This window comes from Streptomyces sp. NPDC057616 (assembly GCF_042800575.1).
GTDB lineage: Bacteria > Actinomycetota > Actinomycetes > Streptomycetales > Streptomycetaceae > Streptomyces.
In genome coordinates this window covers 139,401-163,601 of record NZ_JBHVGU010000005.1, presented here as the reverse complement: position 1 = coordinate 163,601, position 24,201 = coordinate 139,401, and the positions used below count along the sequence as shown (strand labels likewise).

Sequence of the window (24,201 nt, the reverse complement as noted above, 5' to 3'; positions counted from 1 at the left end):
GCGCCGTACGCCCTACCGCTTGTGCTGCGAGTCCGCCACCGTGACCTCGACGCGCTGGAACTCCTTGAGCTCGCTGTAGCCGGTCGTGGCCATCGCGCGGCGCAGGGCGCCGAAGAAGTTCATGGAGCCGTCGGGGGTGTGCGAGGGGCCCGTCAGGACCTCCTCGATCGTGCCGACCGTGCCCAGGTCGACCTTCTTGCCGCGCGGCAGCTCCTCGTTGACGGCCTCCATGCCCCAGTGGTGGCCGCGGCCCGGCGCGTCCGTCGCGCGGGCCAGCGGGGAGCCCATCATCACCGAGTCGGCGCCGCAGGCGATCGCCTTCGGGAGGTCGCCGGACCAGCCGACACCGCCGTCGGCGATCACGTGCACGTACCGGCCGCCGGACTCGTCCATGTAGTCGCGGCGGGCCGCGGCCACGTCCGCGACCGCCGTGGCCATCGGGACCTGGATGCCCAGGACGTTGCGCGTGGTGTGCGCCGCGCCGCCGCCGAAGCCGACGAGCACGCCCGCCGCGCCCGTACGCATGAGGTGCAGGGCCGCGGTGTAGGTGGCGCAGCCGCCGACGATCACCGGGACGTCGAGCTCGTAGATGAACTGCTTGAGGTTCAGCGGCTCGTGCGAGCCGGAGACGTGCTCCGCCGAGACCGTCGTGCCGCGGATGACGAAGATGTCCACGCCCGCGTCCACGACCGCCTTGGAGAACTGCGCCGTGCGCTGCGGGGAGAGCGCGGCCGCCGTGACCACGCCGGAGTCGCGCACCTCCTTGATGCGCCGGCCGATCAGCTCCTCCTTGATCGGAGCCGTGTAGATCTCCTGGAGGCGGCGGGTCGCGGTGTCCGCGTCCAGTCCGGCGATCTCGTCGAGCAGCGGCTGCGGGTCCTCGTACCGCGTCCACAGACCCTCGAGGTTGAGCACGCCGAGGCCGCCGAGCTCGCCGATGCGGATCGCGGTGGCCGGCGAGACGACCGAGTCCATGGGAGCGGCCAGGAACGGCAGCTCGAAGCGGTAGGCGTCGATCTGCCAGGCGATCGAGACCTCCTTCGGGTCCCGCGTACGGCGGCTGGGGACGACGGCGATGTCGTCGAAGGCGTACGCCCGGCGGCCGCGCTTGCCGCGCCCGATCTCGATCTCAGTCACGTCTGTGGCCTTTCCCTGATGCGTTGCAGCGTCTTCCAGTATCGCCGACGGGCACGGCGAGGGCGGCCCCGGATGTACCGGGACCGCCCTTGTGCGACCGCTACGCGCGCGTGCGCGTCACTGCCTGCTGTAGTTCGGCGCCTCGACCGTCATCTGGATGTCGTGCGGGTGGCTCTCCTTGAGGCCCGCCGAGGTGATCCGCACGAAGCGGCCCTTGGACTCCATCTCCTCGATGGTGGCCGCGCCCACGTAGCCCATGGTCTGGCGCAGACCCCCGACGAGCTGGTGCAGGACGTTGGCCAGCGGACCCCGGTAGGGCACCTGGCCCTCGACGCCCTCGGGCACGAGCTTGTCGTCGGAGGCGACCTCGGCCTGGAAGTAGCGGTCCTTCGAGAACGACTTCGCCTGGCCGCGGGACTGCATCGCGCCGAGCGAGCCCATGCCGCGGTACGACTTGAACTGCTTGCCGTTGATGAAGAGCAGCTCGCCGGGCGACTCCTCGCAACCCGCGAGCAGGCTGCCCAGCATGACGGTGTCGGCACCGGCGGCGAGCGCCTTGCCGATGTCGCCGGAGTACTGCAGGCCGCCGTCGCCGATCAGCGGGATACCCGCCGGGCGGGCGGCGAGGGAGGCCTCGTAGATGGCCGTGACCTGCGGGACGCCGATGCCGGCGACCACGCGCGTGGTGCAGATCGAACCGGGGCCCACGCCCACCTTGATGCCGTCGACACCGGCGTCGATCAGTGCCTGCGCGCCGTCACGCGTGGCGACGTTGCCGCCGATCACGTCGACCGAGACGCTCGACTTGATCTTCGCCATCCAGCTGAGGGCGTTGCTGTTGTGGCCGTGCGAGGTGTCGACGACCAGGAAGTCCACGCCGGCCCCGGCGAGAGCCTGGGCCCGCTCCAGGGCCTCGGGGCTGGCGCCCACGGCGGCGCCGACGAGCAGCCGGCCCTCGGCGTCCTTGGCGGCGTTCGGGTACTTCTCGGCCTTGACGAAGTCCTTGACGGTGATCAGGCCCTTGAGGACGCCCGAGTCGTCGACCAGCGGCAGCTTCTCGATCTTGTGCTTGCGCAGCAGTTGCATGGCGTCGACACCGGAGATGCCGACCTTGCCGGTGACCAGCGGCATCGGCGTCATGACGTCGCGCACCTGACGGGTGCGGTCGGTCTCGAAGGCCATGTCGCGGTTGGTGACGATGCCGAGGAGCTTGCCGGCCGGGTCGGTCACGGGCACGCCGCTGATCCGGAACTTGGCGCACAGGGCGTCCGCGTCCGCGAGCGTCGCCTCGGGGTGCACGGTGATGGGGTCGGTGACCATGCCGGACTCGGACCGCTTGACCAGGTCGACCTGGTTGACCTGGTCCTCGACCGACAGGTTGCGGTGCAGCACGCCGACGCCGCCGAGGCGGGCCATCGCGATCGCCATGCGGGACTCGGTCACCTTGTCCATCGCCGCCGACAGGAGCGGGATGTTGACCCGCACGTTGCGGGAGATGCGGGACGAGGTGTCGACCGCGTTGGGCAGCACCTCGGATGCGCCCGGCAGCAGCAGCACGTCGTCGTAGGTCAGCCCGAGTGTCGCGAATTTTCCGGGCACTCCGTCGACGTTCGCAGTCATGACACCTTCCCCAAATGGCCTTGATCGGTGCGGATGTCCATGCTAACGGGAAGCGCGCTTCTCAAATTCCACGGTTCCGCATGACCTCGGGCTTCGTATGTTCGTACGGAATCGGTGAGCCACCTGTTCAAAGAAGGCGCCCACACGGGGGTGTCACTGCTCGGCGAGCGCCCTGAGCCGGCTCAGGGCCCGGTGCTGTGCGACCCGCACCGCCCCGGGTGACATTCCCAACATCTGGCCCGTCTCCTCCGCCGTGAGGCCCACCGCGATGCGCAGCAGCAGCAGTTCGCGCTGGTTCTCGGGCAGGTTGGCCAGGAGTTTCTTGGCCCACTCGGCGTCGCTGCTGAGCAGCGCGCGCTCCTCGGGACCGAGGGAGTCGTCGGGCCGCTCCGGCATCTCGTCCGACGGCACCGCCGTCGATCCCGGGTGCCGCATCGCCGCGCGCTGCAGGTCCGCGACCTTGTGCGCGGCGATGGCGAAGACGAACGCCTCGAAGGGGCGGCCGGTGTCCTTGTAGCGCGGCAGCGCGAGCAGGACGGCGACGCAGACCTCCTGCGCGAGGTCCTCCACGAAGTGCCGCGCGTCGCCCGGCAGACGGGACAGACGGGTGCGGCAGTAGCGCAGCGCGAGGGGGTGGACGTGGGCGAGCAGGTCGTGTGTCGCCTGTTCGTCCCCGTCGACGGCGCGATGGACGAGTGCACCGATCGCCCCTGCGGCATTGGCCGCCTCGTCGTCGCGCATCGGTCCATGGTGCCTTGCGGCTGCACGGTCCGTGGCACCGCGCTCGATGTTGTGCACCGAAGCGTTATGAGCAGGTGCGCCGGAACTCATCCCTTGCGCCCTCCCCTTCCGCTCGACCGACTCGTCCCCGAGAGACTCCACACCTCAAGGATGCGGCATCCGCGCCGAAACGAGCAGCGGGCACCCGGCGGGTCGTTTTGCCACCCCCGCCCACCGTGCGGTAGGCGGGGATTTCCCGGACCCCCGCTGTGACACACACAAGGCCCTAACGGACCAGGCCCCAGCGGAAGCCGAGCGCCACCGCGTGTGCCCGGTCCGAGGCGCCGAGCTTCTTGAACAGCCGCCGCGCGTGCGTCTTGACCGTGTCCTCGGAGAGGAACAGCTCGCGGCCGATCTCCGCGTTGGACCGGCCGTGACTCATGCCCTCGAGCACCTGGATCTCACGGGCGGTGAGCGTGGGCGCGGCGCCCATCTCGGCGGAGCGCAGCCGGCGCGGTGCCAGCCGCCAGGTCGGGTCGGCGAGCGCCTGGGTGACCGTCGCGCGCAGCTCCGCGCGCGAGGCGTCCTTGTGCAGATAGCCGCGCGCACCCGCGGCGACCGCGAGGGCCACGCCGTCCAGGTCCTCCGCGACGGTCAGCATGATGATGCGCGCACCGGGGTCGGCGGACAGCAGCCGCCGCACGGTCTCGACGCCGCCCAGGCCGGGCATGCGCACATCCATCAGAATCAGGTCCGAGCGGTCCGCGCCCCAGCGGCGGAGGACTTCCTCGCCGTTGGCCGCGGTCGTCACGCGCTCGACGCCGGGCACGGTTGCGACCGCGCGGCGGAGCGCCTCTCGGGCAAGCGGGGAGTCGTCGCAGACGAGGACGGATGTCATGGCCGCCCTCCGCAGCTGATGCGCGTCACCTTGAGCCTCCAGGCTGGTACGAAATCGTCACCTGTGCGGTCGACCGTCTCGGACGCCTGCCCGAGCACTTGTTGTTTCAACCGCCTCGCCCTCTCAACGACGGTCACTCGAAAGAGTTACGGGGCCGTGTGCCATCTTCGGCACTCTACGTGAGGGCCCGGACACGGTGGAGTCATGCGGCGCGGACCCTCAATGTTTCATCACAACCCATGCCCCATTTAGACCCCTTTTCTTCCCACCTAGTGGTGTCTGAGGCTAGATTCGCAATGAGTCATATTTTCATCTCCTTAGATCGTAGATGTACGGTCGTTGGCACCGTATCCGCTCAGAACGGCTACAAGGGGTCACGTAATGGCAGATTTCTCCCGCCTTCCCGGACCGAACGCGGACCTTTGGGACTGGCAGCTTCTGGCTGCCTGTCGTGGGGTGGACAGCTCCCTCTTTTTTCACCCGGAGGGTGAGCGCGGTGCGGCCCGGAGCGCTCGCGAGAACTCGGCCAAGGAGGTCTGCATGAGGTGCCCCGTGCGCGCGCAGTGCGCGGCGCACGCGCTCGCGGTGAGAGAGCCGTACGGCGTGTGGGGCGGCCTGACCGAGGACGAGCGCGAAGAACTCATGGGGCGCGCGCGAAACCGGCTGGTGGTTGCGGCTGGTGGGGACAGCGCATCGAACACCTGAAGGAACGTTTCTTCCTATTGGTGATGGGCACGCGCCGCGTGCCCATCATTTTTGCTGGCGGGCCGCCGCGCTGGCGAGGTGCTCCAGGGTCGCCGCGACCGCCGGCACCTGGGCCAGGTCGGGCAGGGTCAGCGCCACGATCTCCCGGCGCACCGCCGGCCGCAGCTCCAGCACGCGCGCGTGCCGCGGCCGGACGGACTCGATGGCGAGCTGCGGCAGCACGGCGACGCCCAGGCCCGCACCGACCAGGCCGACCACCGCCGGGTAGTCGTCGGTGGCGAAGTCGATGCGCGGGGTGAAGCCGGCGCTCTCGCACACCTCCACCAACTGGCCGCGGCAGCGCGGGCATCCCGCGATCCACGGCTCGCGCGCGAGGTCGCCGATGGCGACCGAGCCGGCCCCCGCGAGCCGGTGGCGCTCCGGCACGAGCCCCACCAGGCGGTCGCTCAGCAGCGGCCGTACGACGAGGTCGTCCCATTCCTCCGCGCCCGCGGCGCCCTCGTATCGGAAGGCCAGGGCCACGTCGCAGTCGCCCTCGCGCAGCAGCTCGACGGAGGCGGGGGGCTCCGCCTCCTCCAGCGAGACCCGGGTGCCGGGGTGCGCGGCGCGCAGCGCGGCCAGGGCGGTGGGGACGAGCGTGGAGCTGCCGCTGGGGAAGGAGACGAGCCGGACGCGTCCCGCGCGCAGCCCGGCGATGGCCGCGACCTCCTCCTCGGCGGCGGTGAGCCCGGCGAGGATGCCGTTGGCGTGCCGGACGAGGGCCTCGCCGGCCTGGGTCAGCCGCATCTCGCGCCCGCTGCGCACCAGCAGCGGGGTGCCCACGGACGACTCCAGGGCCTTCATCTGCTGGCTCACGGCGGGCTGGGTGCAGCCGAGTTCACGGCCGGCCGCCGAGAAGGAGCCGGTGGCGGCGACGGCGCGCAGGACACGCAGATGACGGGCTTCGATCACAGGACCAAGGATAAGAGATCCTTTGATACGGCACCCGATAATGCGTCGACGCTTTGGTGTCCGGTGGCCTAACGTGCCGGGCATGAAGCTTCTGTCTGTGAACGTCGGCCGCGCCCGGCCCGTGCCGTACACGGACCAGCCGCAGGGTCTGACCGGCATCGACAAGCAGCCGGTGGACGGGCCGGTGCGGGTGGCGGCGCCGGGGCTGAAGGGGGTCGGGGCGAGCGGGCTCGGCGGGGACGCCGTGTGCGACACCCGCCACCACGGCGGCGACGAACAGGCGGTGTACGCCTACGCGCGCGAGGACCTCGACGACTGGGAGCGCGAGCTGGGCCGGCCGCTGGCCAACGGCTGCTTCGGCGAGAACCTCACGACCGACGGCCTGGACGTGACCCACGCGCTGATCGGCGAGCGCTGGCGGATCGGCTCGCAGGTGGTCCTGGAGGTCACCTCGGGGCGGATCCCGTGCCGTACGTTCCAGGGCCACATGGACGAGCGGGGCTGGGTGAGGAGGTTCACCCGAAAGGGCGTGACCGGCGCCTATCTGAGGGTCGTCGAAGCGGGTGAGATCCGGGCCGGCGACCCGGTCGAGATCGTGCACCGGCCGGACCACGGGGTGACGGCCGCGCTGCAGTTCCGCGCGGTCACCACGGAGCGCGAGCTGCTGCCGCGCCTGCTCGCCGCCGGACCCGCGCTGCACTCGGAGGCACGGGCGCTGGCCCACAAGTACGTGGCACGGAACGGCGGCTGACGTAGCGTCAGAGCACGGCCGGCGCACGGCGCCCCGCGAGGCGGGGACTGTCGGTCCTGGTCACTACCCTTGGGCCATGACAACGGCTCTGATTACGGGATCGACCGCGGGCATCGGTGCCGCGTTCGCACGTCGGCTGGCGGCCGACGGGCACAACCTGGTTCTCGTCGCGCGCGACACCAAGCGGCTCCAGGAGCAGGCGACCGAACTGCACGACCGGCACGGCATCGAGGCGGAGGTCCTCACCGCGGACCTCGCCACGGACGACGGCATCGAGGCCGTCGCCGCGCGCGTGTCCGACCGCAGAAACCCCGTCGACCTGCTGATCAACAACGCCGGCTTCGGCAACAAGGGCCGTTTCCTCGACGTGGCGATGGCCGACGAGCTGACCATGCTGAAGGTCCACTGCGAGGCGGTGCTGCGGCTCACGGCGGCGGCCACCGAGGCGATGCGGGAGCGCGGCCGCGGCGGCGTCGTCAACGTCGCGTCCGTGGCCGCCTTCGTGCCGCGCGGCACCTACGGCGCCTCCAAGGCGTGGGTCGTGCAGTTCACACAGGGGGCCGCGCGCGATCTGGCGGGCAGCGGCGTGCGCTTGATGGCGCTGTGCCCGGGGTTCGTGCGGACGGAGTTCCACCAGCGGGCCGGCATGGGGACGGACAACATCCCCGGCTGGATGTGGCTGGACGCGGACAAGCTGGTGGCGGCCGCGCTCGCGGACCTGGCGCGCGGGAAGTCGCTGTCGATCCCGGATCCGCGGTACAAGGCGCTGATGGGGCTCGTGAAGGTGACCCCGCGCGGGCTGCTGGGCGGCATCACCTCGCGCACCGGGCGGAAGTACGGGCCGCAGTAGTCCTCCGGTGAGCGGGCGCGAGGGCGCCATGGTGGGAAAATGGTGCTGTTCAACCGGACCCGGAGGGACCGGAGGCGACCATGACCTTCGTTCAGATCATCGACTGCAGGACGAGCCGGTTCGACGACATGAACCGGCTGATGGACACATGGGTCGAGCAGACCAGGGGGAAGCGGACGGCGACGCACAGCGTGATCGGCAAGGACCGGTCGGACGCGTCGCACTACATCGAGATCGTGGAGTTCCCGTCGTACGAGGAGGCGATGCGGAACTCCGGCCTGCCGGAGACCGACAAGATCTTCCGGGAGATGGTCGCCCTGTGCGACGAGATGCCCACCTTCACGGATCTCGACGTCGTACGGGACGAGCAGCTGTACGCGGCCACCGCGCGGCGGTTCTTCGAGACGGTGGCCACCCGCGGCGAGCTGCCGCCGCTCGACAACCTGTTCGCCGAGAACTACCACGACCACGACCCCGGCAACGAGCAGGACGCCGTGGGCATGGACGCCATGCGGCGCGAGGTCGAGATGTGGCGGGGCGGCTTCGACCTCGACTTCACGATCGAGGACCAGATCTGCGACGGCGACCGCGTGTGCACCCGCTGGACCGGGAACGCCCTGCACAAGGGCGAGTTCATGGGGCTCGCACCCACCGGCCGGAAGGTGGTCATGACCGGCACCACCGTCTTCCGGTTCGGCGACCACGGGAAGATCGTGGAGGGCTGGTGGCAGTACGACCGGCTCGGGCTGATGGCGCAGCTGGGAGCGCTGGAAGGGCTCGAGCGCTAGGCAGCGGAAAAGGGCGAAGGCCCGGCACCCTCGGGGTGCCGGGCCTTCGTACTGACCGGTGTCAGTGGGCGTGGCCGTGGCCGTGGCCCGCGGCCGCCGGCTCTTCCTCTTCCTTCTTCTCGACGACCAGGGTCTCGGTCGTGAGCAGCAGGGAGGCGATGGAGGCGGCGTTCTCCAGGGCGGAGCGGGTGACCTTGACCGGGTCGATGACGCCGGCCTTGACCAGGTCGCCGTACTCGCCGGTGGCGGCGTTGAAGCCCTGGCCCTTCTCGAGCTCGGCGACCTTGGAGGTGATGACGTAGCCCTCCAGGCCGGCGTTCTCGGCGATCCAGCGCAGCGGCTCGACGGCGGCGCGGCGGACGACCGCGACACCCGTGGCCTCGTCGCCGGTCTTGCCGAGGTTGTCCTCGAGCACCTTCACGGCGTGGACCAGAGCGGAGCCACCACCGGAGACGATGCCCTCCTCGACCGCGGCGCGGGTCGCGGAGATGGCGTCCTCCAGACGGTGCTTCTTCTCCTTCAGCTCCACCTCGGTGGCGGCGCCGACCTTGATCACGCACACGCCGCCGGCCAGCTTCGCGAGGCGCTCCTGGAGCTTCTCGCGGTCCCAGTCGGAGTCCGTGTTCTCGATCTCGGCCTTGATCTGGGCGATGCGGCCCTGGACGTCGGCGGAGTCACCGGCGCCGTCCACGATGGTCGTGTCGTCCTTGGTGACCGTGATGCGGCGGGCGGAGCCCAGCACGTCCAGGCCGACCTGGTCGAGCTTGAGGCCGACCTCCTCGGAGATGACCGTGGCACCGGTGAGGGTGGCCATGTCCTGCAGCATCGCCTTGCGGCGGTCGCCGAAGCCGGGGGCCTTCACCGCGACGGCGTTGAAGGTGCCGCGGATCTTGTTGACCACCAGGGTCGACAGGGCCTCGCCCTCGACGTCCTCGGCGATGATCAGCAGCGGCTTGGAGGAGCCGGCCTGGATGACCTTCTCCAGCAGCGGCAGCAGGTCGGAGATGGAGCCGATCTTGCCCTGGTTGATGAGGATGTAGGGGTCCTCCAGGACGGCTTCCATGCGCTCCTGGTCCGTCACGAAGTACGGCGACAGGTAGCCCTTGTCGAAGGCCATGCCCTCGGTGAAGTCCAGCTCCAGACCGAAGGTGTTGGACTCCTCGACGGTGATGACACCGTCCTTGCCGACCTTGTCCATGGCCTCGGCGATGAGCTCGCCGACCTGCTGGTCCTGGGCGGACAGCGCGGCCACGGCGGCGATGTCGGACTTCTCGTCGATCGGGCGGGCCGTCGCGAGGAGGTCCTCGGAGACGGCGGCCACGGCCGCGTCGATGCCCTTCTTCAGCAGCGCCGGGGAGGCACCCGCGGCGACGTTGCGCAGGCCCTCGCGCACCAGCGCCTGGGCGAGCACGGTGGCGGTGGTGGTGCCGTCGCCCGCGATGTCGTTGGTCTTGGTCGCCACCTCCTTCACCAGCTGCGCACCGAGGTTCTCGTACGGGTCCTCGACCTCGACCTCACGGGCGATGGTGACGCCGTCGTTGGTGATGGTGGGAGCGCCGAACTTCTTGTCGATGACGACGTTGCGGCCCTTGGGGCCGATCGTCACCTTGACCGTGTCGGCCAGCTTGTTGACGCCGCGCTCGAGGGCGCGACGGGCGTCCTCGTCGAACTTCAGGATCTTCGCCATGACAGCGGGAGCCCTCTCGGATTTCAGGGGTGGAAAATGCGCTGCGCCCCGGGCGCCCGGCTTGTTAAAGGTCGCGGGGGCCAGGGGCGCAGCTCAAAGCAATGTGTGCGAGATGACTTACTTCTCGACGATCGCGAGCACGTCGCGAGCCGAGAGGACGAGGTACTCCTCGCCGTTGTACTTCACCTCGGTGCCGCCGTACTTGCTGTACAGCACGATGTCGCCGGTCTTGACGTCGAGCGGAAGACGCTCGCCGTTCTCGAAACGGCCCGGGCCCACGGCCAGGACGACGCCCTCCTGGGGCTTCTCCTTGGCGGTGTCCGGAATGACCAGGCCAGAGGCCGTGGTCTGCTCGGCGTCCAGCGGCTGGACCACGATGCGGTCCTCGAGCGGCTTGATGGCAACCTTGGAGCTGGCGGTCGTCACGATCCGACCTCCCCCTTCGGAGATCTCACGGGGTTAACTGTCTGAGGTGGCGACCAGGTCGATCCGTCGTCGCGGGTGCCGGACCTGCCCGTCGCTGTTGGCACTCTCCGGTGGGGAGTGCCAGGGCCGAGACTATGACCGGGATTAGCACTCGGTCAAGCGGAGTGCCAATGCCCGCGGCGCGTCGGCCGGGATTGCCGGCCTGAAGGGCCTCGTCCTCGAACGCCGGACGGGCCTGAATGCAGCGGACCGGCACCGGGGACGTCAGACGTAATCCTCGAGGCGGCCCACCGTCAGCCCCTGCTCCTGCACGCGGCGCAGCAGGCGCGCGGTGCGCTGGCGGAGGGTCAGGCCGGTGCCCTCGTCCGGGTCCACCGCGACGACGTCGCCGGGCCGGAGGCTCTCGCCGCCCCGCGGGTACGTCAGGTCGCCGGTGCCCGTCATGGACGCGTGCCACAGGACCAGGCCCGAGATGCCGCAGTCGGCGGCCGCCCGGCGGGTGGTGGTGTCGTAGGCGCCGTAGGGCGGGCGGAAGAGGCGGGGGCGGGTGCCGAGGCGGGCGCGGAGCCTGTCCTGCTGGCCGCAGATCTCGGCGCGCTGGCGGGCGTAGGGCAGGCCGCGCAGGGACGGGTGGTCCAGGGTGTGGTTCTCGATGCCCGCGCCGGCCGAGCGGAGCCGGGCGAAGTGGCCGTAGTCCGGTCCCACGACGCTGTCGGTGAGGAACACGCTGACGGGCAGGCGCAGTTCGCGGACCATGTCGACGAACCGCGGGTCCTTCTCGGCCCCGTCGTCGTAGGTCAGGAAGACGACCTTGTCGCGGGTGCGGACGCGGTGCACGACCGGGGGCAGGCCGCGGCCCGCCGCCCGGGCCGGTGAGGCGCGGGACGGCGTCGGGGCGGGCGCCAGCGGGGCCGCGAGGCCCCAGCGGTGGTACGCCCGCCCGGCCGGCTCGTGCGGCCGCACCCGCTGGGCCGCCTTCTCGCTCAGCCGCTCGATGGGGTCGACGGACTGGGCGCAGCCGGTGAGCAGGGCGAGGGCCAGCCCGCCGGCCGCCAGGACCCTCGGCCTCACAGGTAGTCCTCCAGGCGGGCCACCGCGTAGCCCTTGGCCGTGACCATGTTCAGGAAGCGGCGCATGTCGTCGACCATCGTTCCCTTCCACTCGTCGCGGCCGCGGAAGTGGGTGAGCACGATGTCGCCGGGGTGCAGGTCCTGGTCGTCCTCGCGGTACTCCCAGTGGTCGACGTAGACCTCCTCGTCCCAGATGGGCGCGTACTTGATGCCGCAGGACTTGGCGGCGCGCAGGGTGTCGCGGTTGTAGTTGCCGAACGGCGGGCGCAGGACGGTCGGCGCCCTGCCGAACTGCTTCCTCATGACGGCCTGCATGCCGCAGATCTCGTGCTTCTGCTCCTCGTAGGACAGCCCGGGCAGGTAGGGGTGGGTGAGGGTGTGGTTGTTCAGGGTGTGGCCCTCGGCCTGCATCCGGCGGAAGTACCCGTAGTCGTCCTTGATCTCCTTGTCGGTCAGGAACGCGGTGTACGGGATCTTCAGGTCACTCATCATGCGCAAGAAGTCCGGGTCCTTGTCGGACCCGTCGTCGATGGTCAGGAAGACGATCTTCTGCCGGGTGGGGATCGTCGTGAAGACGGGCGGGAGGTCCAGTTCCTCCTGGTCCCGCACCTCGAAGCCCTCGCGGGCGGTGATCCGCGGCTTGTGTTCGGGTGGCGGCGGGGCCGTGAGCGGGACCCTCGCCAGGCTCCAGTGCCGCGCCGCGGCGACGCGGGCGGCGTGGGCCGCGCGCAGCTTCGTGGCGTAGGAGTCCAGGGCGCGGGCGGGAGGCGCCTTGAGCGCCTGCGGTCCGGCGGCGGGGCGCGCGTCGCGGCCGCCGGGCGAGGCGCAGCCCGAGACGACGGCCGCGGCGGCGAGGGCGGCGAGGCCGCCGCGGACCCACATGTCACGGTGAGCCCGATTTTTTTCATTTTGTCCTACTGCTCGCATGGCGCCGGATCCTCGCAGGCCGAAGCGTCGAAACGGGCCCGACACCGCTGCTCGCGGCGGACCGTCCACCGACTGGCCCACAATGACCCGGTGAACGACCTCGCCCCTCTCCTCACCCCCGAAGGCCGTGCCCTCCTCGACGAGGTGCGCGGCACGGCCCCCGCCGACGAACTCGCCGTCGCCACCCGGCTGCGCCGTGCGCACCCCGCCGACCTGGTGTCGGCGGCGATCGGGCAGGCGCGGCTGCGGCAGCGGGCGGCGGCCAAGTTCGGCGCCGAGGACGCGGAGCGGATGTTCTTCACGCCGAACGGGGTGGAGCAGTCCACGCGGGCGAGCGTGGCCACGTATCGCGCGCAGCGGCTGCGGGCGCTGGGGGTGACGTCCGTCGCCGACCTGTGCTGCGGGATCGGCGGGGACGCGATCGCGCTCGCCCGGGCGGGCATCCGCGTTCTCGCCGTGGACCGGGACCCGGTGACCGCGGCCACGGCCCGGGCGAACGCCGAGGCGCTGGGGCTGGGCGAGCTGATCGAGGTGCGCGAGGACGATGTCACCCAGGTGAGTACGGACGGCTGGGACGCCGTGTTCGTGGACCCGGCCAGACGGGGCGGACGGGGGCGGATCTTCGACCCCGAGGCCTACTCGCCGCCGCTGTCGTGGGCCGTCGAGGCCGCCCGCAGGGCCCCGCACGCGGCGCTGAAGGTGGCGCCCGGCATCCCGCACGAGGCCGTGCCGGAGGACGCCGAGGCCGAGTGGATCTCGGACGGCGGGGACGTCAAGGAGGCGGTGCTGTGGTTCGGGACCCGGCCGGGCGCCGTGCGCGCCACGCTGCTGCCCGGACCGCGCACCCTGCTCGGCAGGGGGCTTCCAGACCCCCAAGTGCGCTCCGTCGGGCGGTACTTGTACGAGCCGGACGGCGCCGTCATCCGCGCCCACCTGGTCGCCGAGGTGGCCGAGGAGCTGAACGGCGGGCTGATCGACGCGACCATCGCCTACGTCACTTCGGACGAACGGCACGTGAGCCCGTACGCCTCCGGCTACGAGATCACCGACCAACTCCCCTTCAACGTGAAGAAGTTGAAGGCGCTGCTGCGGGAGCGGGAGGTCGGGGTGCTGACGGTGAAGAAGCGCGGCTCGGCCGTCGAGCCGGAGGAGCTGCGCCGCAAGGCCCTCCCGAAGGCGCAGGGTTCGAAGGCGGCCACCGTGTTCCTGACCCGGGTCGCGGGGGCACCGACCATGCTGATCGGCGCTCCCCTGTAGGACCGTTCGCGACGGGCCCTAGACGTCGAGGGACCGGAGCTTGCCGCGCAGCAGCTCCCGTTCGCGTTCGTTGCGGGCGAGTTCCGCGGCGCGGGCGAACTCCTCGCGGGCCTCGGCCGTGCGGCCGAGCCGGGCCAGCAGGTCGCCGCGCACGCTGGGCAGCAAGTGGTAGTCGCGCAGGGCGGGTTCGGCGGCGAGCGCGTCGGCGATCACGAGGCCCTCGGCGGGGCCCCGCGCCATCGACACGGCGACGGCGCGGTTGAGTTCGACGACCGGTGAGGGCGCGCGGACGGCGAGCAGGCCGTAGAGCGTCGCGATGCTCACCCAGTCGGTCTCCTCGTAGGTGTAGGCGTGCGCGTGGCAGGCGGCGATGGCGGCCTGGAGGGCGTACGGGCCCGGGGCGCCGGTGGCGGTGGCGTCGGCGTGGTGCAGGGCGGTGATGCCGCGGGCGACGAGCATGCGGTTCCAGCGGCGCCGGTTCTGGTCCTTCAGGAGCACGGGCTCGCCGTCGGGGCCGGTGCGGGCGGCCGTGCGGGACGCCTGGAACTCCAGGAGGGAGGCCAGCGCGTGCACTTCGGGCTCCTTGGGCATCAGGCCCGCCAGCACGCGGGCCAGCCGCAGCGCGTCCTCGCACAGGGCCGGGCGCACCCAGTCGTCGCCGGCCGTGGCGGCGTACCCCTCGTTGAAGATCAGGTAGATGACGTCGAGCACCGAGCCGAGCCGGGCCTCGCGCTCGGGGCCGTAGGGCACCTCGAAGGCGACGTTCCTGGTGGCGAGGGTCTTCTTCGCGCGGACGATGCGCTGGGCGACGGTCGGCTCGGGGACCAGGAAGGCGCGAGCGATCTCGGCCGTCGTCAGACCGCCGAGCAGGCGCAGGGTCAGCGCGATGCGGGCCTCGGCCGACAGGACCGGGTGACAGGCGGTGAAGACCAGGCGCAGCAGGTCGTCGTCGATGTCCTCGGGGTCGGCGGGCTCCTCGGGCGGGGCCGCCGTCTCCAGGCTGCGGCCGATCTCCGCGAGCTTGCGGGCGTAGTTCTCCCGGCGCCGGACCAGGTCGACGGCGCGGTGCCGCGCGGTGGACATGAGCCAGGCGCCCGGGTTGTCCGGCACGCCGTCCCGCGGCCACTGCTCCAGGGCGGCGACCAGGGCGTCCTGCGCGAGCTCCTCGGCGATGCCGACGTCGCGCACGATGCGTGCGACGCCGGCGATGATGCGGGGCGACTCGATGCGGAAGACCGTCTCGATGGCGTGGCGCGGGTCGGCGCCGGCGGAGGGCTGTGTGCTCACAGCCCTCCATTCGACACCGCTCCCGGCCCACGGCCAAGGAAAGACGTTCAGAGCCTGTTCACAGGCTCTCAGCCCTCCGCGATCTCCCGGACCTCGCACGTCACGGTCCAGAACTCCTCGTGCACCTTCAGGAACTTCTTGGTCCACTCCAGCGCCTCGGCCATGTCCTTGCACTGCATGATCGCGTAGCCGCCGACGACCTCCTTGGCCTCGGTGAACGGGCCGTCGGTGACGGAGATCCGCCCGCCCTCCCAGTGCACCTGGGTGCCCTGCGCGGACGGCGTCAGCCCTGCGGTGTCGAGCATGACCCCCGCCTTGGTGACCTCCTCGATCAGCTCGCCCATGCGCTGCATCAGCGCCGGGCTCGGGCCCTCGGCGGGGGCGGTGGACTCGTCGATCTTCACGAGCGACAGGTAACGCGGCATGACTGCCTCCTCGGTCGGCGCGGCCGGTCCCTCCCGGCCTCTCACCTGTGCGTCGATCGGGACCCCGCCGGATCGACACACTCACCGGATTTCTTCGAAGAATTTTCCGGCGGGTACGTCTGCGCAGGTCAGAGGCGTCCGCGGAGGGCTACTGGAGCGCGGCCCCGAAGCCCGCGCGCGCGTACGGCGCCCCGACCGACCGCCCGTCGAAGCGCAGCGCCGCGTCCGTCACGATGCCCTCCGGCCTGCCCCGCAGCTCCCAGACGCGGCCGTCGCCCTTGTCCTCGCCGGCCGCCGCGACCGCCAGGTCCGCGTACCCGTTGCCGTTGACGTCGAGGAGCCGTACGGCGCTGCCGAACCCGTCGCCGGCCTCCGAGGTGCCGACGATGCCGGCGGTGTCCTGGGTGAGGGTCTGGGCACCCTTGCCGGTCAGGCCGGCGCGGCCGCCGTGCAGCAGCGTGACGGCGCCCGCGCCGTCGGCGTGGCCGATCTCCTCGCCGCTCACCCCGACGGCCAGGTCGTCGACGCCGTCGCCGGTGACGTCCCCGGCGGAGAGGGCGGACCCGAAGCAGTCGTTCGGTTCGGCCGCGCGCGGCACGCCCGGGGTGTCCAGGCTGTACGACGTCCAGGTGGACCGTGGCCGCAGGCCGTTCGCGAAGCCCCGGGCGACCTCGATCCGCTGGTCGCCGCAGAGGCCGACCACGAGGTCGTCGTACCCGTCGTGGTCGAAGTCGCCCAGCGCGACGGCGTCGGCGTGGACCCCTTGGGGCACCGCCTCGGACCCGAGCGCCGTCAGGTGCGTGGTGGAGGCGAGGTAGAAGGCCGTGGAGAAGCCGCCGTCGCCGATGTGGACGTTGAGCGCGAGGTCGTCGCGGCCGTCGCCGTCACGTCGCCGCTCGCGCCGTCGACGACGTCGTAGCCCCCCACACCGTCCAGGCCGCCGGTGGCGGCCGGTTTCCCGGCCCGGGTGAACGGGCCGGACCAGACGGCCGCCGTGGTGCCCATGGGATCGTCGCCCGGCGACTCGGAGGTGCGGAAGGCGGCGAGGTCGAGGTGGCCGTCGCCGTCGTAGTCGCCCTGGACGGTACGGCTCGCGGGGATGGAGGTGGCCGCGCCGGACAGGCCCCGTCCGCCGCCCCACACGATCACCGCGTCGCCCTTGGTGCGCAGGCCGACGACCAGGTCCGCGTAGCCGTCCCCGTCCAGATCGCCCCGGGAGAGCTGCTTCCCGAAGCCCTCGTTCGCCGTCGGGCCGCCTGGAATCCCTTGCGTGGCACGGCTGATGACGGACCGCCGGCCGGTCGACAGGCCGTGCGGGCCGCCGTACAGCACGGTGACGTAGCCCGCCGCCTTCCTCCCGTCGACCGTGGCGCCGGGGGCGCCGACCACGAGGTCGCCGTAGCCGTCGCCGTCGAAGTCCTCACGGACGGGGGCGGACGGCGCCGCCTGGGCGCGGCCGAGGTCCTGGGGCGGAGCCACGCCGAGCGCGACCAGCCCCGCGACGACCGGGATCGTCCAGCGGGCGGGCAGGGGAACGGAGAACACCGGGTGACCTCCCTCGTGACGCCGACACCCTGGGAGACACGTGACCCGGTGCGGGAGTTGTACCGGCGCTCAGCGCAGCGACTTCCACAGCTCGCTCGCCGCCGGTTCCTTCGCCACCACGCGGTTGGGATCCGAGGGAGCCGGCACCACCGGCATCATCACGGTCTTCACGTCGGCGGCGGACAGGCCCTCCAGGCTCCGGCCGAGGTCGACGAGTTCCTTCAGCGAGTCGAGGCCGGTGTCGGTGGTCAGGCTGCTGGTCACCGCCTCGGCGACGGTGTAGAGCTTCGCCGGGTCGGTGAACAGGTCGGTCGAGGAGATCCGCTCCAGCAGGGCCTTGACCAGCTTCTGCTGCAGTCCTATGCGGCCCAGGTCGCTGCCGTCGCCTATGCCGTGCCGGGTGCGGGCGAGGGCCAGGGCCTGCGTGCCGTCGAGCCTGCGGGTGCCCGCCTTGATGTGCAGGTGGCTGTCGTCGTCGTCGATGTCCTGGTCGAGCGTCACGGTGACGCCGCCCAGCGCGTCCACCAGCCGGGCGAACCCGGAGAAGTCGATCTCGACGTAGTGGTCCATGCGTACGTCCGTGATCGACTCGACGGTCTTGACCGCGCACACCGCCCCGCCCACCGAGTACGCGCTGTTGAACATCGCACCGTACGCCACCGCCGTCGAGCCGCCGGACTTCAGCGGGCAGGACGGGCGTGTGACCAGGGTGTCGCGCGGGATGCTGACGACGGTGGCCTTCCGGCGGCCCGCGTCGATGTGCACCACCATCGCCGTGTCGGACCGGGCGCCGGAGCTGTCGCCCCCGCCGAGCGCCTTGTTCTCCTTGCCGCTGCGCGAGTCCGAGCCCAGGACCAGGATGTTCAGGGAGCCGGTCGGGAGCGGGGAGGCCGAGGCGGACGCGCCGGCGGACGGGGTCGTCACCGGCTTCGCCGGGCGGTCGTCGCCGAGTGCGTTGTTGATGTCGACGCTCTTGATGTTGCCGTTGAGGTGCCAGTACGCCCAGCCCGCCGCACCCGCGCCCAGCACCAGCAGGCCCGCCAGGGTGAGGCCGGCGGCCTTCAGCAATCTCGACCGCCGGCCCCTGGGTCTGCCCGCGTCGCCGTTCTCGTCGTGTCCCGTCACGGGCAGGAACGTAAGTCCGAATTATTAGGGGATTGTTAGGGACGGGAACGTGAGGCGGATTTCTTCGGAGAATTTCATGTTTCTCAGCCCGGCGTCACGGCCGGTGCCGGATTGCCGCCGCTCCAGGAGCCGTTGAAGCCGAACGTCACCGAACCGCCGTCCGCGACCGGGCCGTTGTAGGACGCGTTGGCGCAACTGACCGCCGAATCCCTCTGCGTGCACGTCGCGTTCCACGCCTGGGTGATCCGCTGCCCCGCACCGAAGGTCCAGCTCACCTCCAGGACGAGAGCGACGCCCCGGAACAGGCGATCGTGACCTGGCCGGTGAACCCGGTGTTCCACCGGCTCGTCACGCTGTACGCCGCCGCGCCGGCGCCGGTGGGCGGCGATCGCGGAGTACGCCGGTTTGGGCGCGTAGTTCTCGTCGTACGGGGTCGCCGCCCCGTAGCCCGGGAAGGTGCTCGGCACCCAGGAGTCGGCGTCGGTGAAGCCCCAGACGGTGACGCCGGCGCAACGGGCCACCGCCACACAGGCGTTGACCACCGACCTGTAGTCGGTGGCCTGCTGCGCGAGCTTCGTGGCGTCCGGCGGGAGCGCCATGCGGACGTCGAGCTCGGTGATCGCCACGTCCACGCCGAGGTCGGCGAAGCGCTGGATGTTCTGCTGCAGCGACGACGGCACCTGGCCGAGGATCAGATGCGCCTGCCCCCCCCGACCAGGTTGTAGAGGGCGGTGGACTTCGCGTTGACGCCCTCGACGTTGTAGTCGTTGATGCAGAGCTTGGCCGCCTGGTCGGCGGACGTGGGCCCAGGTCAGGGCGTTGGCGATGTAGTCGGCGCCGAGGCCGTCGTACCAGAGCGTCGAGCGGTAGGTGCCGTCCTCGTTGAACGGCTCGTTGACCACGTCCCAGGCGGCGATCTCGCCCTTGCAGCGGCCGACCTCGGTGCTGATGTGGTTCCGCAGCAGGCTGCCGAGCTGGGCGGGCGTCCAGGTCCCCGCTGGTCGGCCAGCTCGGGTTCTGGCTGTGCCGGACCAGGGTGTTGCCGGGGGTGAGCGAGTTGAACTGCGCCCCGGCGATGTCGCCGTACCTCCCGGTGAGCTTGGAGCCGGTCACCGCCGTGCCGACGGCCTTGCCCCGGGCGTCGGCCAGGTCGCGGAGGAAAGTGTCGGCGGCGTGTGCCACGGGCGCCGTGAACGGCAGCGCGGCGCCGGTGACAAGTGCCGCCAGGGATAAGCCCGTTCTCGGAGATCTCATCGCGGATGCCTCCGAAAGTTTCGGTTGGGCAACCGATTGGCGTCGGAGCAGTGTGGGGGCGTCCGTCACAGCCGTCGCCACAGCCCCACGGCCCTCGGCACGGTCCCGCTAGAGCGCCGGCGGCGCTCCCGTGCTGCTGCGCACCACCAGGCTCGTGGCCAGCTCCACCCGGGTCGCCACCGGCGGCTGGTCCTGCCGCCCCAGGTCGAGCACCAGCTTGGCGGCCGCCTCCGCCATCTCGGTCAGCGGCTGCCGCACGGTCGTCAGCGGCGGTCCCACCCAGCGGGCGACCGGCAGGTCGTCGAAGCCGACCACGCTCAGGTCCTCCGGGATGCGCAGGCCCAGCTCGCGCGCGGCCTCGTACAGGCCGAGCGCCATCAGGTCGTTGCCCGCGAAGATCGCCGTGGGGCGGTCCGGGCGGCGCAGCAGCTCCAGGCCCTGCCGGTAGCCCGCCTCGTGATGGAAGTCACCCGGGACGATCAGCGAGGGGTCGAAGGGCAGTCCGGCCGTCTCCAGGGCCGCCCGGTAGCCGTCCACCCGGGCGCGGCTGCACATCATCTGGGACGGTCCGCTCAGCGCGCCGATACGGGTGTGGCCGAGTTCGACCAGGTGCCGGGTCGCGGCGAGGCCGCCCTGCCAGTTGGTGGCGCCGATCGACGGCACATCGGCCCCGGGATCGCCGGCCGGGTCCATCACCACGAACGGGATCGACCGGCTGGTCAGCAGTGCGCGCTGGGAGTCGTCGAGGCCGGACAGCACGAGGACCACGCCGTGCGGACGGCGCGCGGCGACCTGGTCGGCCCAGGTCCGGCCGGGGGTGAGCCGCCCGGCGGACTCGGACAGGACCACGCTCAGGCCCGCGTCCCGGGCCACGTTCTCCACGCCTCTGATGACCTCCATCGCCCAGGCGCTCTCCAGCTCGTGGAAGACCAGGTCGATCAAGGGTGAACGGGAAGCCTCGGCACGCCGCCGCCGGTAGCCGTACGAACGCAGCAGCTCCTCGACGCGGGTGCGGGTCGAGGGTGCGACATCGGCGCGGCCGTTGAGGACCTTCGAAACAGTCGGGGCGGAAACTCCGGCCTCGCGAGCGATTTCGGCGAGCGTCGCCGTCTGCGTTTCTGTGGGCTTCCCAGACTTCATGCCCGGGATCGTAACGCTGCGAGACCCCTTGACGAAGCCACTCTTCCACCATACGTTCCCGGAACATTCGAAAAGCAACTCGAAACATTCGCTAGGAGCCACGGTCCATGGAGTCCACCACGTCCAACGGCGGGCGCACGTTCAGCAGACGCTGGGTGCTAGGCGCAGGTGCCACCACAGTTCTCACCGCCGGACTCTCGGCCTGCGGCTCCTCCGGAGGCACCGGCAGCGGGGGCGGTGGCACCATCACCGCCTTCGTGTACGGCGACGACGCCGTGAAGGTCCAGGTCAAGGCCGTCGACCGGTTCAACGCCTCGGCCGCCGCCAAGAAGGCCAAGGGCAAGGTCAAGATCGAGAAGGTGCCCGGCGCCGAGTACCCGGCCAAGCTGCGTACCGCGATGGGCTCGCCCAACGCCCCCGACGTGTTCTTCAACTGGGGCGGCGGCTCGATCAAGGCGTACAAGGACGCCGACCAGCTCGTCGACCTCACCGACACCATCACGTCGGACCCGGTCCTCAAGGACGGCTTCCTGCCCGCGGTCCTCGCGGCGGGCGGTCTCAACGGGCGCAACTACGGCATACCCATGCGCGGCATGCAGCCCGTGATCCTGTTCTACAACAAGTCCCTCTTCGCCGAGCACAAGCTCACCCCGCCCAAGACCTGGGACCAGCTCCTCGACATCAACGCCAAGCTCAAGAAGGCGAAGATCACCCCGTTCGCGCTCGGCGGCGCGGACATCTGGCCCGAGCTGATGTGGCTGGAGTACCTGGTCGACCGCATCGGCGGCCCCCAGGTCTTCGACCGCATCAAGAACGGCGACGCCTCCGGCTGGGGCGACCCGGCCGTCCTCAAGGCCGCCCAGACGGTCAAGCAGCTCATCGACGACGGCGCCTTCGGCAAGGGCTACAGCTCGGTCGCCTACACCAACGGCGGCGCCCCGGCCGTCTTCGCCAAGGGCAAGGCCGCGATGCACCTGATGGGCTCGTGGGAGTACTCCACGCAGCTCGGCAAGTTCCCCGACTTCGCCAAGAAGGACCTCGGCTGGTGCGCGTTCCCGTCCTTCGACGGCGGCGCCGGCGACATCCGCAACGTGGTCGGCAACCCGACCAACTACTGGACGGTCAACGCCCGTACGTCCAACAAGGACGCGGCACTGGCGTTCCTGCGCGACTGCGCCTCGGAGCAGTACGCCAAGGACCTGATCGCCAACGGTGACATCCCGGCCACGGCGAACGCCGAGAAGCTGCTCGACGCCTCGCCGAACCCGGAGTTCGCCAAGTTCCAGTACCGGATGGTGCAGCAGGCCCCGGCGTTCACGCTGAGCTGGGACCAGGCGGTCGACCCGAACGTGTCGACGCCGATGCTCACCGAGATCAACAAGCTGTTCGTCGGCAAGTCCTCACCGAGCCAGTTCGTGGCGGCTCTGAAAGGCCTGAAGTGAGCACCACCGCAGTGAAGGGCGGCTCGCGCTCCGGCGCGGGCCGCCCGCACGCCGCCTGGGCCCTGCCCGGCGTCCTGTTCTTCGCGCTCTTCGCCGTCACCCCCATGGCGCTGGCGTTCTACCTGTCCTTCACCAAGTGGAACGGCCTCGGCGACCCCCAGCCGGTCGGCCTCGCCAACTGGCAGAAGCTGCTGAGCGACGACCGGCTCACCCAGTCCCTCACGGTCACCGTCCTGCTGACCGTGGTGAGCTGGGCCTTCCAGACGGTCGTCTCCCTGCTGCTCGGCGTCTGGGCGGCGGGCAGGCAGAAGAACCGCGCGATCCTGTCGGCGATCTTCTTCGTGCCGTTCCTGCTGTCCTCGACGGCGATCTCACTGCTCTTCTACGCACTGCTGGACCCGAACTTCGGCATCGTCCACGGGGACACCCTTGGTTCGACCAACGGCGCCTTCCTGGCGATCGTGTTCGTCGGCGGCTGGCAGTTCATCCCCTTCCACACCCTGATCTACCAGGGCGGGGCGCGGCAGATCCCCGAGGTCCTGTACCAGGCCGCGGCCATCGACGGCGCGGGACGCCTGCGCCAGTTCTTCTCGATCACCCTGCCCCAGCTGCGCAACACCGCGGCCACGTCGAGCGTGCTGATGGTGGTCGGCTCCCTGACCTACTTCGAGACCGTCCTGATTCTGACCCAGGGCGGCCCCGGCACCGACACGGCGATCCTGCCGTACCTGATGTACGAGGCGGGCTTCAAGAGCTACGACTTCGGCTACGCCAGCGCCATCGCCTCCTCCCTGGTGGTGATCGCGACCGCGCTGTCCCTGCTGATGGTGAAGCTGTCCGGCTTCGGCGCGATGCGCAGCACCCGGGAAGGAATGTGACGCGATGTCACACGACACGTTGCCCCGTCCCGTGAAGACCGCCCGGCCGCCCGCCGGGCAACCCGCCGGCCGCCGCCGCACCCACTGGACCAGGCGTGCCAACCCCCTCGCCGGAATCAGCTCGGCGATCTGGCTCGTCGTCGTGATCGTCCCGATCTACGCGATGATCTCGGCCTCGCTCACCAAGCAGGACAAGGCGCTCGGCAGCAACGCCCTGAAGCCGCCGAGCGATCCGACCCTGGACAACTACAACACCGTCCTGCACAACGGATTCGGCCACTTCCTGTGGAACACGGTCGTCGTGGCCGCGGCGGTCGTGGCGATCGTCCTCGTCCTGTGCGTGCCGTTCGCCTATGTCGCCGTACGGACCCGGAACATCTGGTCGACCTCCGCGTTCCGGATGTTCCTGATGGGTGTGGCGATCCCGGCGCAGGCCGTCGTGGTCCCCCTCTACCTGATGATCGCCAAGCTGAACCTGTACGACAGCCTCCTCGCGATCATCCTGCCGACGGCCGCCTTCGCGATGCCGGTGTCGGTGCTGATCCTCACCAGCACCCTGCGGGACATCTCGGAGGAGATGTACGAGGCCATGGCCCTGGACGGCGCCTCCACCACCCGCATGCTGTTCCAGCTGGTCATCCCGATGACCAAGGGCGGCATCAGCACCGTGGTCATCTACGCGGCGCTGCAGGCCTGGAACGGCTTCCTCTTCCCGCTGATCTTCACCCAGTCCGACGGTCCGCGCGTGCTGACCCTCGGCCTGTTCAACTACGTGAGCCAGTTCGGCGTGAACATCCCCGCCCTGCTCGCCTCGGTCGTCCTCTCCGGCATCCCCATCTTCGCCGTGTACCTGGTGGCCCGCCGAGCCCTGGTGGGCGGCCTGATGGGTGTGGGTGGCAAGTGACAGCGAACCCGTCCGGGCAGCCCACCCCCCTCTCCCCCGACAGGAGTTCCATGACCATCGCGCCCTGGCGTGACCCCGCCCTGCCCGCCGCCTCCCGCGTCGACGACCTCCTCTCCCGGATGACCCTGCAGGAGAAGACCGCCCAGCTCTACGGCGTCTGGGTGGGCGCCGCCACGGACGGCGACGGAGTCGCCCCCCTGCAGTCGGAGATGACGGCCGACTACGACTGGGACGAGCTGATCACGCACGGCCTGGGCCAGCTCACCCGCTCCTTCGGCACCGCCCCCGTCGACCCGGGGGGGGGGGGGGAGGGGACGGGGGGAGGCCAAGAGCAGAATGTTGGGGGGGGGCATTTTTGTAGCCCGATCGTCGCCCACAAAGAGGGGCCTGTAGGGTTTACGGGCCGGGGGGGCA

At 70.8% G+C, this 24,201-nt stretch carries 23 protein-coding genes and 2 pseudogenes; 9 read left to right on the top strand and 16 right to left on the bottom strand.

The features are described from left to right. Positions 1-12 precede the first annotated feature (12 nt). The 4 genes from ACFU97_RS07895 to ACFU97_RS07880 form a co-directional block, all read right to left on the bottom strand. Positions 13-1,137, bottom strand: coding sequence for a GuaB3 family IMP dehydrogenase-related protein (locus tag ACFU97_RS07895; protein WP_384252337.1), 1,125 nt, complete (start codon positions 1,135-1,137; stop codon positions 13-15). Between the two features lie 117 nt (positions 1,138-1,254). Continuing rightward, positions 1,255-2,757 carry an IMP dehydrogenase gene (gene guaB, locus ACFU97_RS07890; RefSeq protein ID WP_384252334.1) on the bottom strand — a complete coding sequence of 501 codons (1,503 nt, stop codon included), beginning with the start codon at positions 2,755-2,757 and terminating at the stop codon, positions 1,255-1,257. A gap of 153 nt (positions 2,758-2,910) precedes the next feature. After that, complete coding sequence (locus ACFU97_RS07885; protein WP_115906402.1) at positions 2,911-3,498, bottom strand: sigma-70 family RNA polymerase sigma factor; 588 nt, start codon at positions 3,496-3,498, stop codon at positions 2,911-2,913. 265 nt (positions 3,499-3,763) lie between these two features. Continuing rightward, positions 3,764-4,375, bottom strand: coding sequence for a response regulator transcription factor (locus ACFU97_RS07880; protein WP_003948568.1), 612 nt, complete (start codon positions 4,373-4,375; stop codon positions 3,764-3,766). Between the two features lie 381 nt (positions 4,376-4,756). On the opposite strand from ACFU97_RS07880, the gene ACFU97_RS07875 reads away from it, so the two are divergent. Next, a complete protein-coding gene (locus ACFU97_RS07875; protein WP_384252330.1) occupies positions 4,757-5,080 on the top strand; it encodes a WhiB family transcriptional regulator in 324 nt (107 codons plus the stop codon). 45 nt (positions 5,081-5,125) lie between these two features. Here the strand turns inward: ACFU97_RS07875 and ACFU97_RS07870 are convergent, their stop codons facing one another. Next, positions 5,126-6,031: a LysR family transcriptional regulator gene (locus ACFU97_RS07870; RefSeq protein ID WP_384252327.1), complete on the bottom strand. Its 906-nt coding sequence runs from the start codon at positions 6,029-6,031 to the stop codon at positions 5,126-5,128. A gap of 82 nt (positions 6,032-6,113) precedes the next feature. Here ACFU97_RS07870 and ACFU97_RS07865 point away from each other — a divergent pair, with 82 nt between their 5' ends. The 3 genes from ACFU97_RS07865 to ACFU97_RS07855 all read left to right on the top strand — a co-directional run bounded on the left by ACFU97_RS07865 (position 6,114) and on the right by ACFU97_RS07855 (position 8,420). Next, positions 6,114-6,782: an MOSC domain-containing protein gene (locus tag ACFU97_RS07865; protein ID WP_384252324.1), complete on the top strand. Its 669-nt coding sequence runs from the start codon at positions 6,114-6,116 to the stop codon at positions 6,780-6,782. Between the two features lie 76 nt (positions 6,783-6,858). Further along, the gene (locus ACFU97_RS07860) at positions 6,859-7,632 is read left to right on the top strand and encodes an SDR family NAD(P)-dependent oxidoreductase (RefSeq protein ID WP_384252321.1); all 774 of its coding nucleotides are present in this window, start codon (positions 6,859-6,861) and stop codon (positions 7,630-7,632) included. Between the two features lie 80 nt (positions 7,633-7,712). Next, entirely contained in the window at positions 7,713-8,420 is a 708-nt protein-coding gene (locus ACFU97_RS07855; RefSeq protein ID WP_384252318.1) for an ester cyclase, read from the top strand. A 61-nt stretch (positions 8,421-8,481) separates the two neighbouring features. Here the strand turns inward: ACFU97_RS07855 and groL are convergent, their stop codons facing one another. The 4 genes from groL to ACFU97_RS07835 form a co-directional block, all read right to left on the bottom strand. Beyond that, positions 8,482-10,107 (bottom strand): chaperonin GroEL, encoded by a 1,626-nt coding sequence (gene groL / locus ACFU97_RS07850; protein WP_384252315.1) that lies wholly within the window; start codon positions 10,105-10,107, stop codon positions 8,482-8,484. A 117-nt stretch (positions 10,108-10,224) separates the two neighbouring features. After that, the gene (gene groES / locus ACFU97_RS07845; protein WP_016434667.1) at positions 10,225-10,533 is read right to left on the bottom strand and encodes a co-chaperone GroES; all 309 of its coding nucleotides are present in this window, start codon (positions 10,531-10,533) and stop codon (positions 10,225-10,227) included. Between the two features lie 264 nt (positions 10,534-10,797). Continuing rightward, the gene (locus ACFU97_RS07840; RefSeq protein ID WP_384252311.1) at positions 10,798-11,604 is read right to left on the bottom strand and encodes a polysaccharide deacetylase family protein; all 807 of its coding nucleotides are present in this window, start codon (positions 11,602-11,604) and stop codon (positions 10,798-10,800) included. Continuing rightward, positions 11,601-12,530 carry a polysaccharide deacetylase family protein gene (locus ACFU97_RS07835; RefSeq protein ID WP_384252308.1) on the bottom strand — a complete coding sequence of 310 codons (930 nt, stop codon included), beginning with the start codon at positions 12,528-12,530 and terminating at the stop codon, positions 11,601-11,603. Before ACFU97_RS07835 ends, ACFU97_RS07840 begins: the two co-directional genes overlap by 4 nt. A 90-nt stretch (positions 12,531-12,620) precedes the next feature. Between ACFU97_RS07835 and ACFU97_RS07830 the strand changes: the two genes are divergently transcribed. After that, entirely contained in the window at positions 12,621-13,787 is a 1,167-nt protein-coding gene (locus ACFU97_RS07830; RefSeq protein WP_384252305.1) for a methyltransferase domain-containing protein, read from the top strand. A gap of 18 nt (positions 13,788-13,805) precedes the next feature. On the opposite strand, the gene ACFU97_RS07825 is transcribed toward ACFU97_RS07830, so the two are convergent. The 7 genes and pseudogenes from ACFU97_RS07825 to ACFU97_RS07795 all read right to left on the bottom strand — a co-directional run bounded on the left by ACFU97_RS07825 (position 13,806) and on the right by ACFU97_RS07795 (position 20,563). Beyond that, the gene (locus ACFU97_RS07825) at positions 13,806-15,074 is read right to left on the bottom strand and encodes an RNA polymerase sigma factor (RefSeq protein WP_384252303.1); all 1,269 of its coding nucleotides are present in this window, start codon (positions 15,072-15,074) and stop codon (positions 13,806-13,808) included. Between the two features lie 68 nt (positions 15,075-15,142). Then, positions 15,143-15,499 carry a YciI family protein gene (locus ACFU97_RS07820; RefSeq protein WP_384252300.1) on the bottom strand — a complete coding sequence of 119 codons (357 nt, stop codon included), beginning with the start codon at positions 15,497-15,499 and terminating at the stop codon, positions 15,143-15,145. Between the two features lie 148 nt (positions 15,500-15,647). Continuing rightward, a complete protein-coding gene (locus tag ACFU97_RS07815) occupies positions 15,648-16,271 on the bottom strand; it encodes an FG-GAP repeat protein (protein ID WP_384252297.1) in 624 nt (207 codons plus the stop codon). A 20-nt stretch (positions 16,272-16,291) separates the two neighbouring features. Beyond that, positions 16,292-17,044 (bottom strand): FG-GAP-like repeat-containing protein, encoded by a 753-nt coding sequence (locus ACFU97_RS07810; RefSeq protein ID WP_384252295.1) that lies wholly within the window; start codon positions 17,042-17,044, stop codon positions 16,292-16,294. A 69-nt stretch (positions 17,045-17,113) separates the two neighbouring features. Next, on the bottom strand, positions 17,114-18,169 hold the full coding sequence (locus tag ACFU97_RS07805; protein ID WP_384252293.1) for an LCP family protein: 1,056 nt from the start codon (positions 18,167-18,169) through the stop codon (positions 17,114-17,116). Between the two features lie 83 nt (positions 18,170-18,252). Further along, a pseudogene (locus tag ACFU97_RS07800) lies at positions 18,253-19,423 on the bottom strand (endo-1,4-beta-xylanase). Between the two features lie 108 nt (positions 19,424-19,531). After that, on the bottom strand, positions 19,532-20,563 hold the full coding sequence (locus tag ACFU97_RS07795; RefSeq protein ID WP_384252291.1) for a LacI family DNA-binding transcriptional regulator: 1,032 nt from the start codon (positions 20,561-20,563) through the stop codon (positions 19,532-19,534). Positions 20,564-20,670: 107 nt separating this feature from the next. Between ACFU97_RS07795 and ACFU97_RS07790 the strand changes: the two genes are divergently transcribed. The 4 genes and pseudogenes from ACFU97_RS07790 to ACFU97_RS07775 form a co-directional block, all read left to right on the top strand. Further along, entirely contained in the window at positions 20,671-22,005 is a 1,335-nt protein-coding gene (locus tag ACFU97_RS07790) for an ABC transporter substrate-binding protein (protein WP_384252288.1), read from the top strand. Beyond that, on the top strand, positions 22,002-22,883 hold the full coding sequence (locus ACFU97_RS07785; RefSeq protein ID WP_384252286.1) for a carbohydrate ABC transporter permease: 882 nt from the start codon (positions 22,002-22,004) through the stop codon (positions 22,881-22,883). Before ACFU97_RS07790 ends, ACFU97_RS07785 begins: the two co-directional genes overlap by 4 nt. 4 nt (positions 22,884-22,887) lie before the next feature. After that, positions 22,888-23,787 (top strand): carbohydrate ABC transporter permease, encoded by a 900-nt coding sequence (locus ACFU97_RS07780; RefSeq protein WP_384252283.1) that lies wholly within the window; start codon positions 22,888-22,890, stop codon positions 23,785-23,787. Between the two features lie 50 nt (positions 23,788-23,837). Further along, positions 23,838-24,201, top strand: a pseudogene (locus ACFU97_RS07775) (glycosyl hydrolase); the annotation flags it as partial.

Coding starts and splice junctions, on each gene's coding strand:
- guaB (WP_384252334.1), bottom strand. CDS start 2,757: ATGACTGCGAACGTCGACGGAGTGCCCGGAAAATTCGCGACACTCGGG.
- ACFU97_RS07885 (WP_115906402.1), bottom strand. CDS start 3,498: ATGCGCGACGACGAGGCGGCCAATGCCGCAGGGGCGATCGGTGCACTC.
- ACFU97_RS07880 (WP_003948568.1), bottom strand. CDS start 4,375: ATGACATCCGTCCTCGTCTGCGACGACTCCCCGCTTGCCCGAGAGGCG.
- ACFU97_RS07875 (WP_384252330.1), top strand. CDS start 4,757: ATGGCAGATTTCTCCCGCCTTCCCGGACCGAACGCGGACCTTTGGGAC.
- ACFU97_RS07865 (WP_384252324.1), top strand. CDS start 6,114: ATGAAGCTTCTGTCTGTGAACGTCGGCCGCGCCCGGCCCGTGCCGTAC.
- ACFU97_RS07860 (WP_384252321.1), top strand. CDS start 6,859: ATGACAACGGCTCTGATTACGGGATCGACCGCGGGCATCGGTGCCGCG.
- ACFU97_RS07855 (WP_384252318.1), top strand. CDS start 7,713: ATGACCTTCGTTCAGATCATCGACTGCAGGACGAGCCGGTTCGACGAC.
- groL (WP_384252315.1), bottom strand. CDS start 10,107: ATGGCGAAGATCCTGAAGTTCGACGAGGACGCCCGTCGCGCCCTCGAG.
- ACFU97_RS07835 (WP_384252308.1), bottom strand. CDS start 12,530: ATGCGAGCAGTAGGACAAAATGAAAAAAATCGGGCTCACCGTGACATG.
- ACFU97_RS07820 (WP_384252300.1), bottom strand. CDS start 15,499: ATGCCGCGTTACCTGTCGCTCGTGAAGATCGACGAGTCCACCGCCCCC.
- ACFU97_RS07795 (WP_384252291.1), bottom strand. CDS start 20,563: ATGAAGTCTGGGAAGCCCACAGAAACGCAGACGGCGACGCTCGCCGAA.
- ACFU97_RS07790 (WP_384252288.1), top strand. CDS start 20,671: ATGGAGTCCACCACGTCCAACGGCGGGCGCACGTTCAGCAGACGCTGG.
- ACFU97_RS07780 (WP_384252283.1), top strand. CDS start 22,888: ATGTCACACGACACGTTGCCCCGTCCCGTGAAGACCGCCCGGCCGCCC.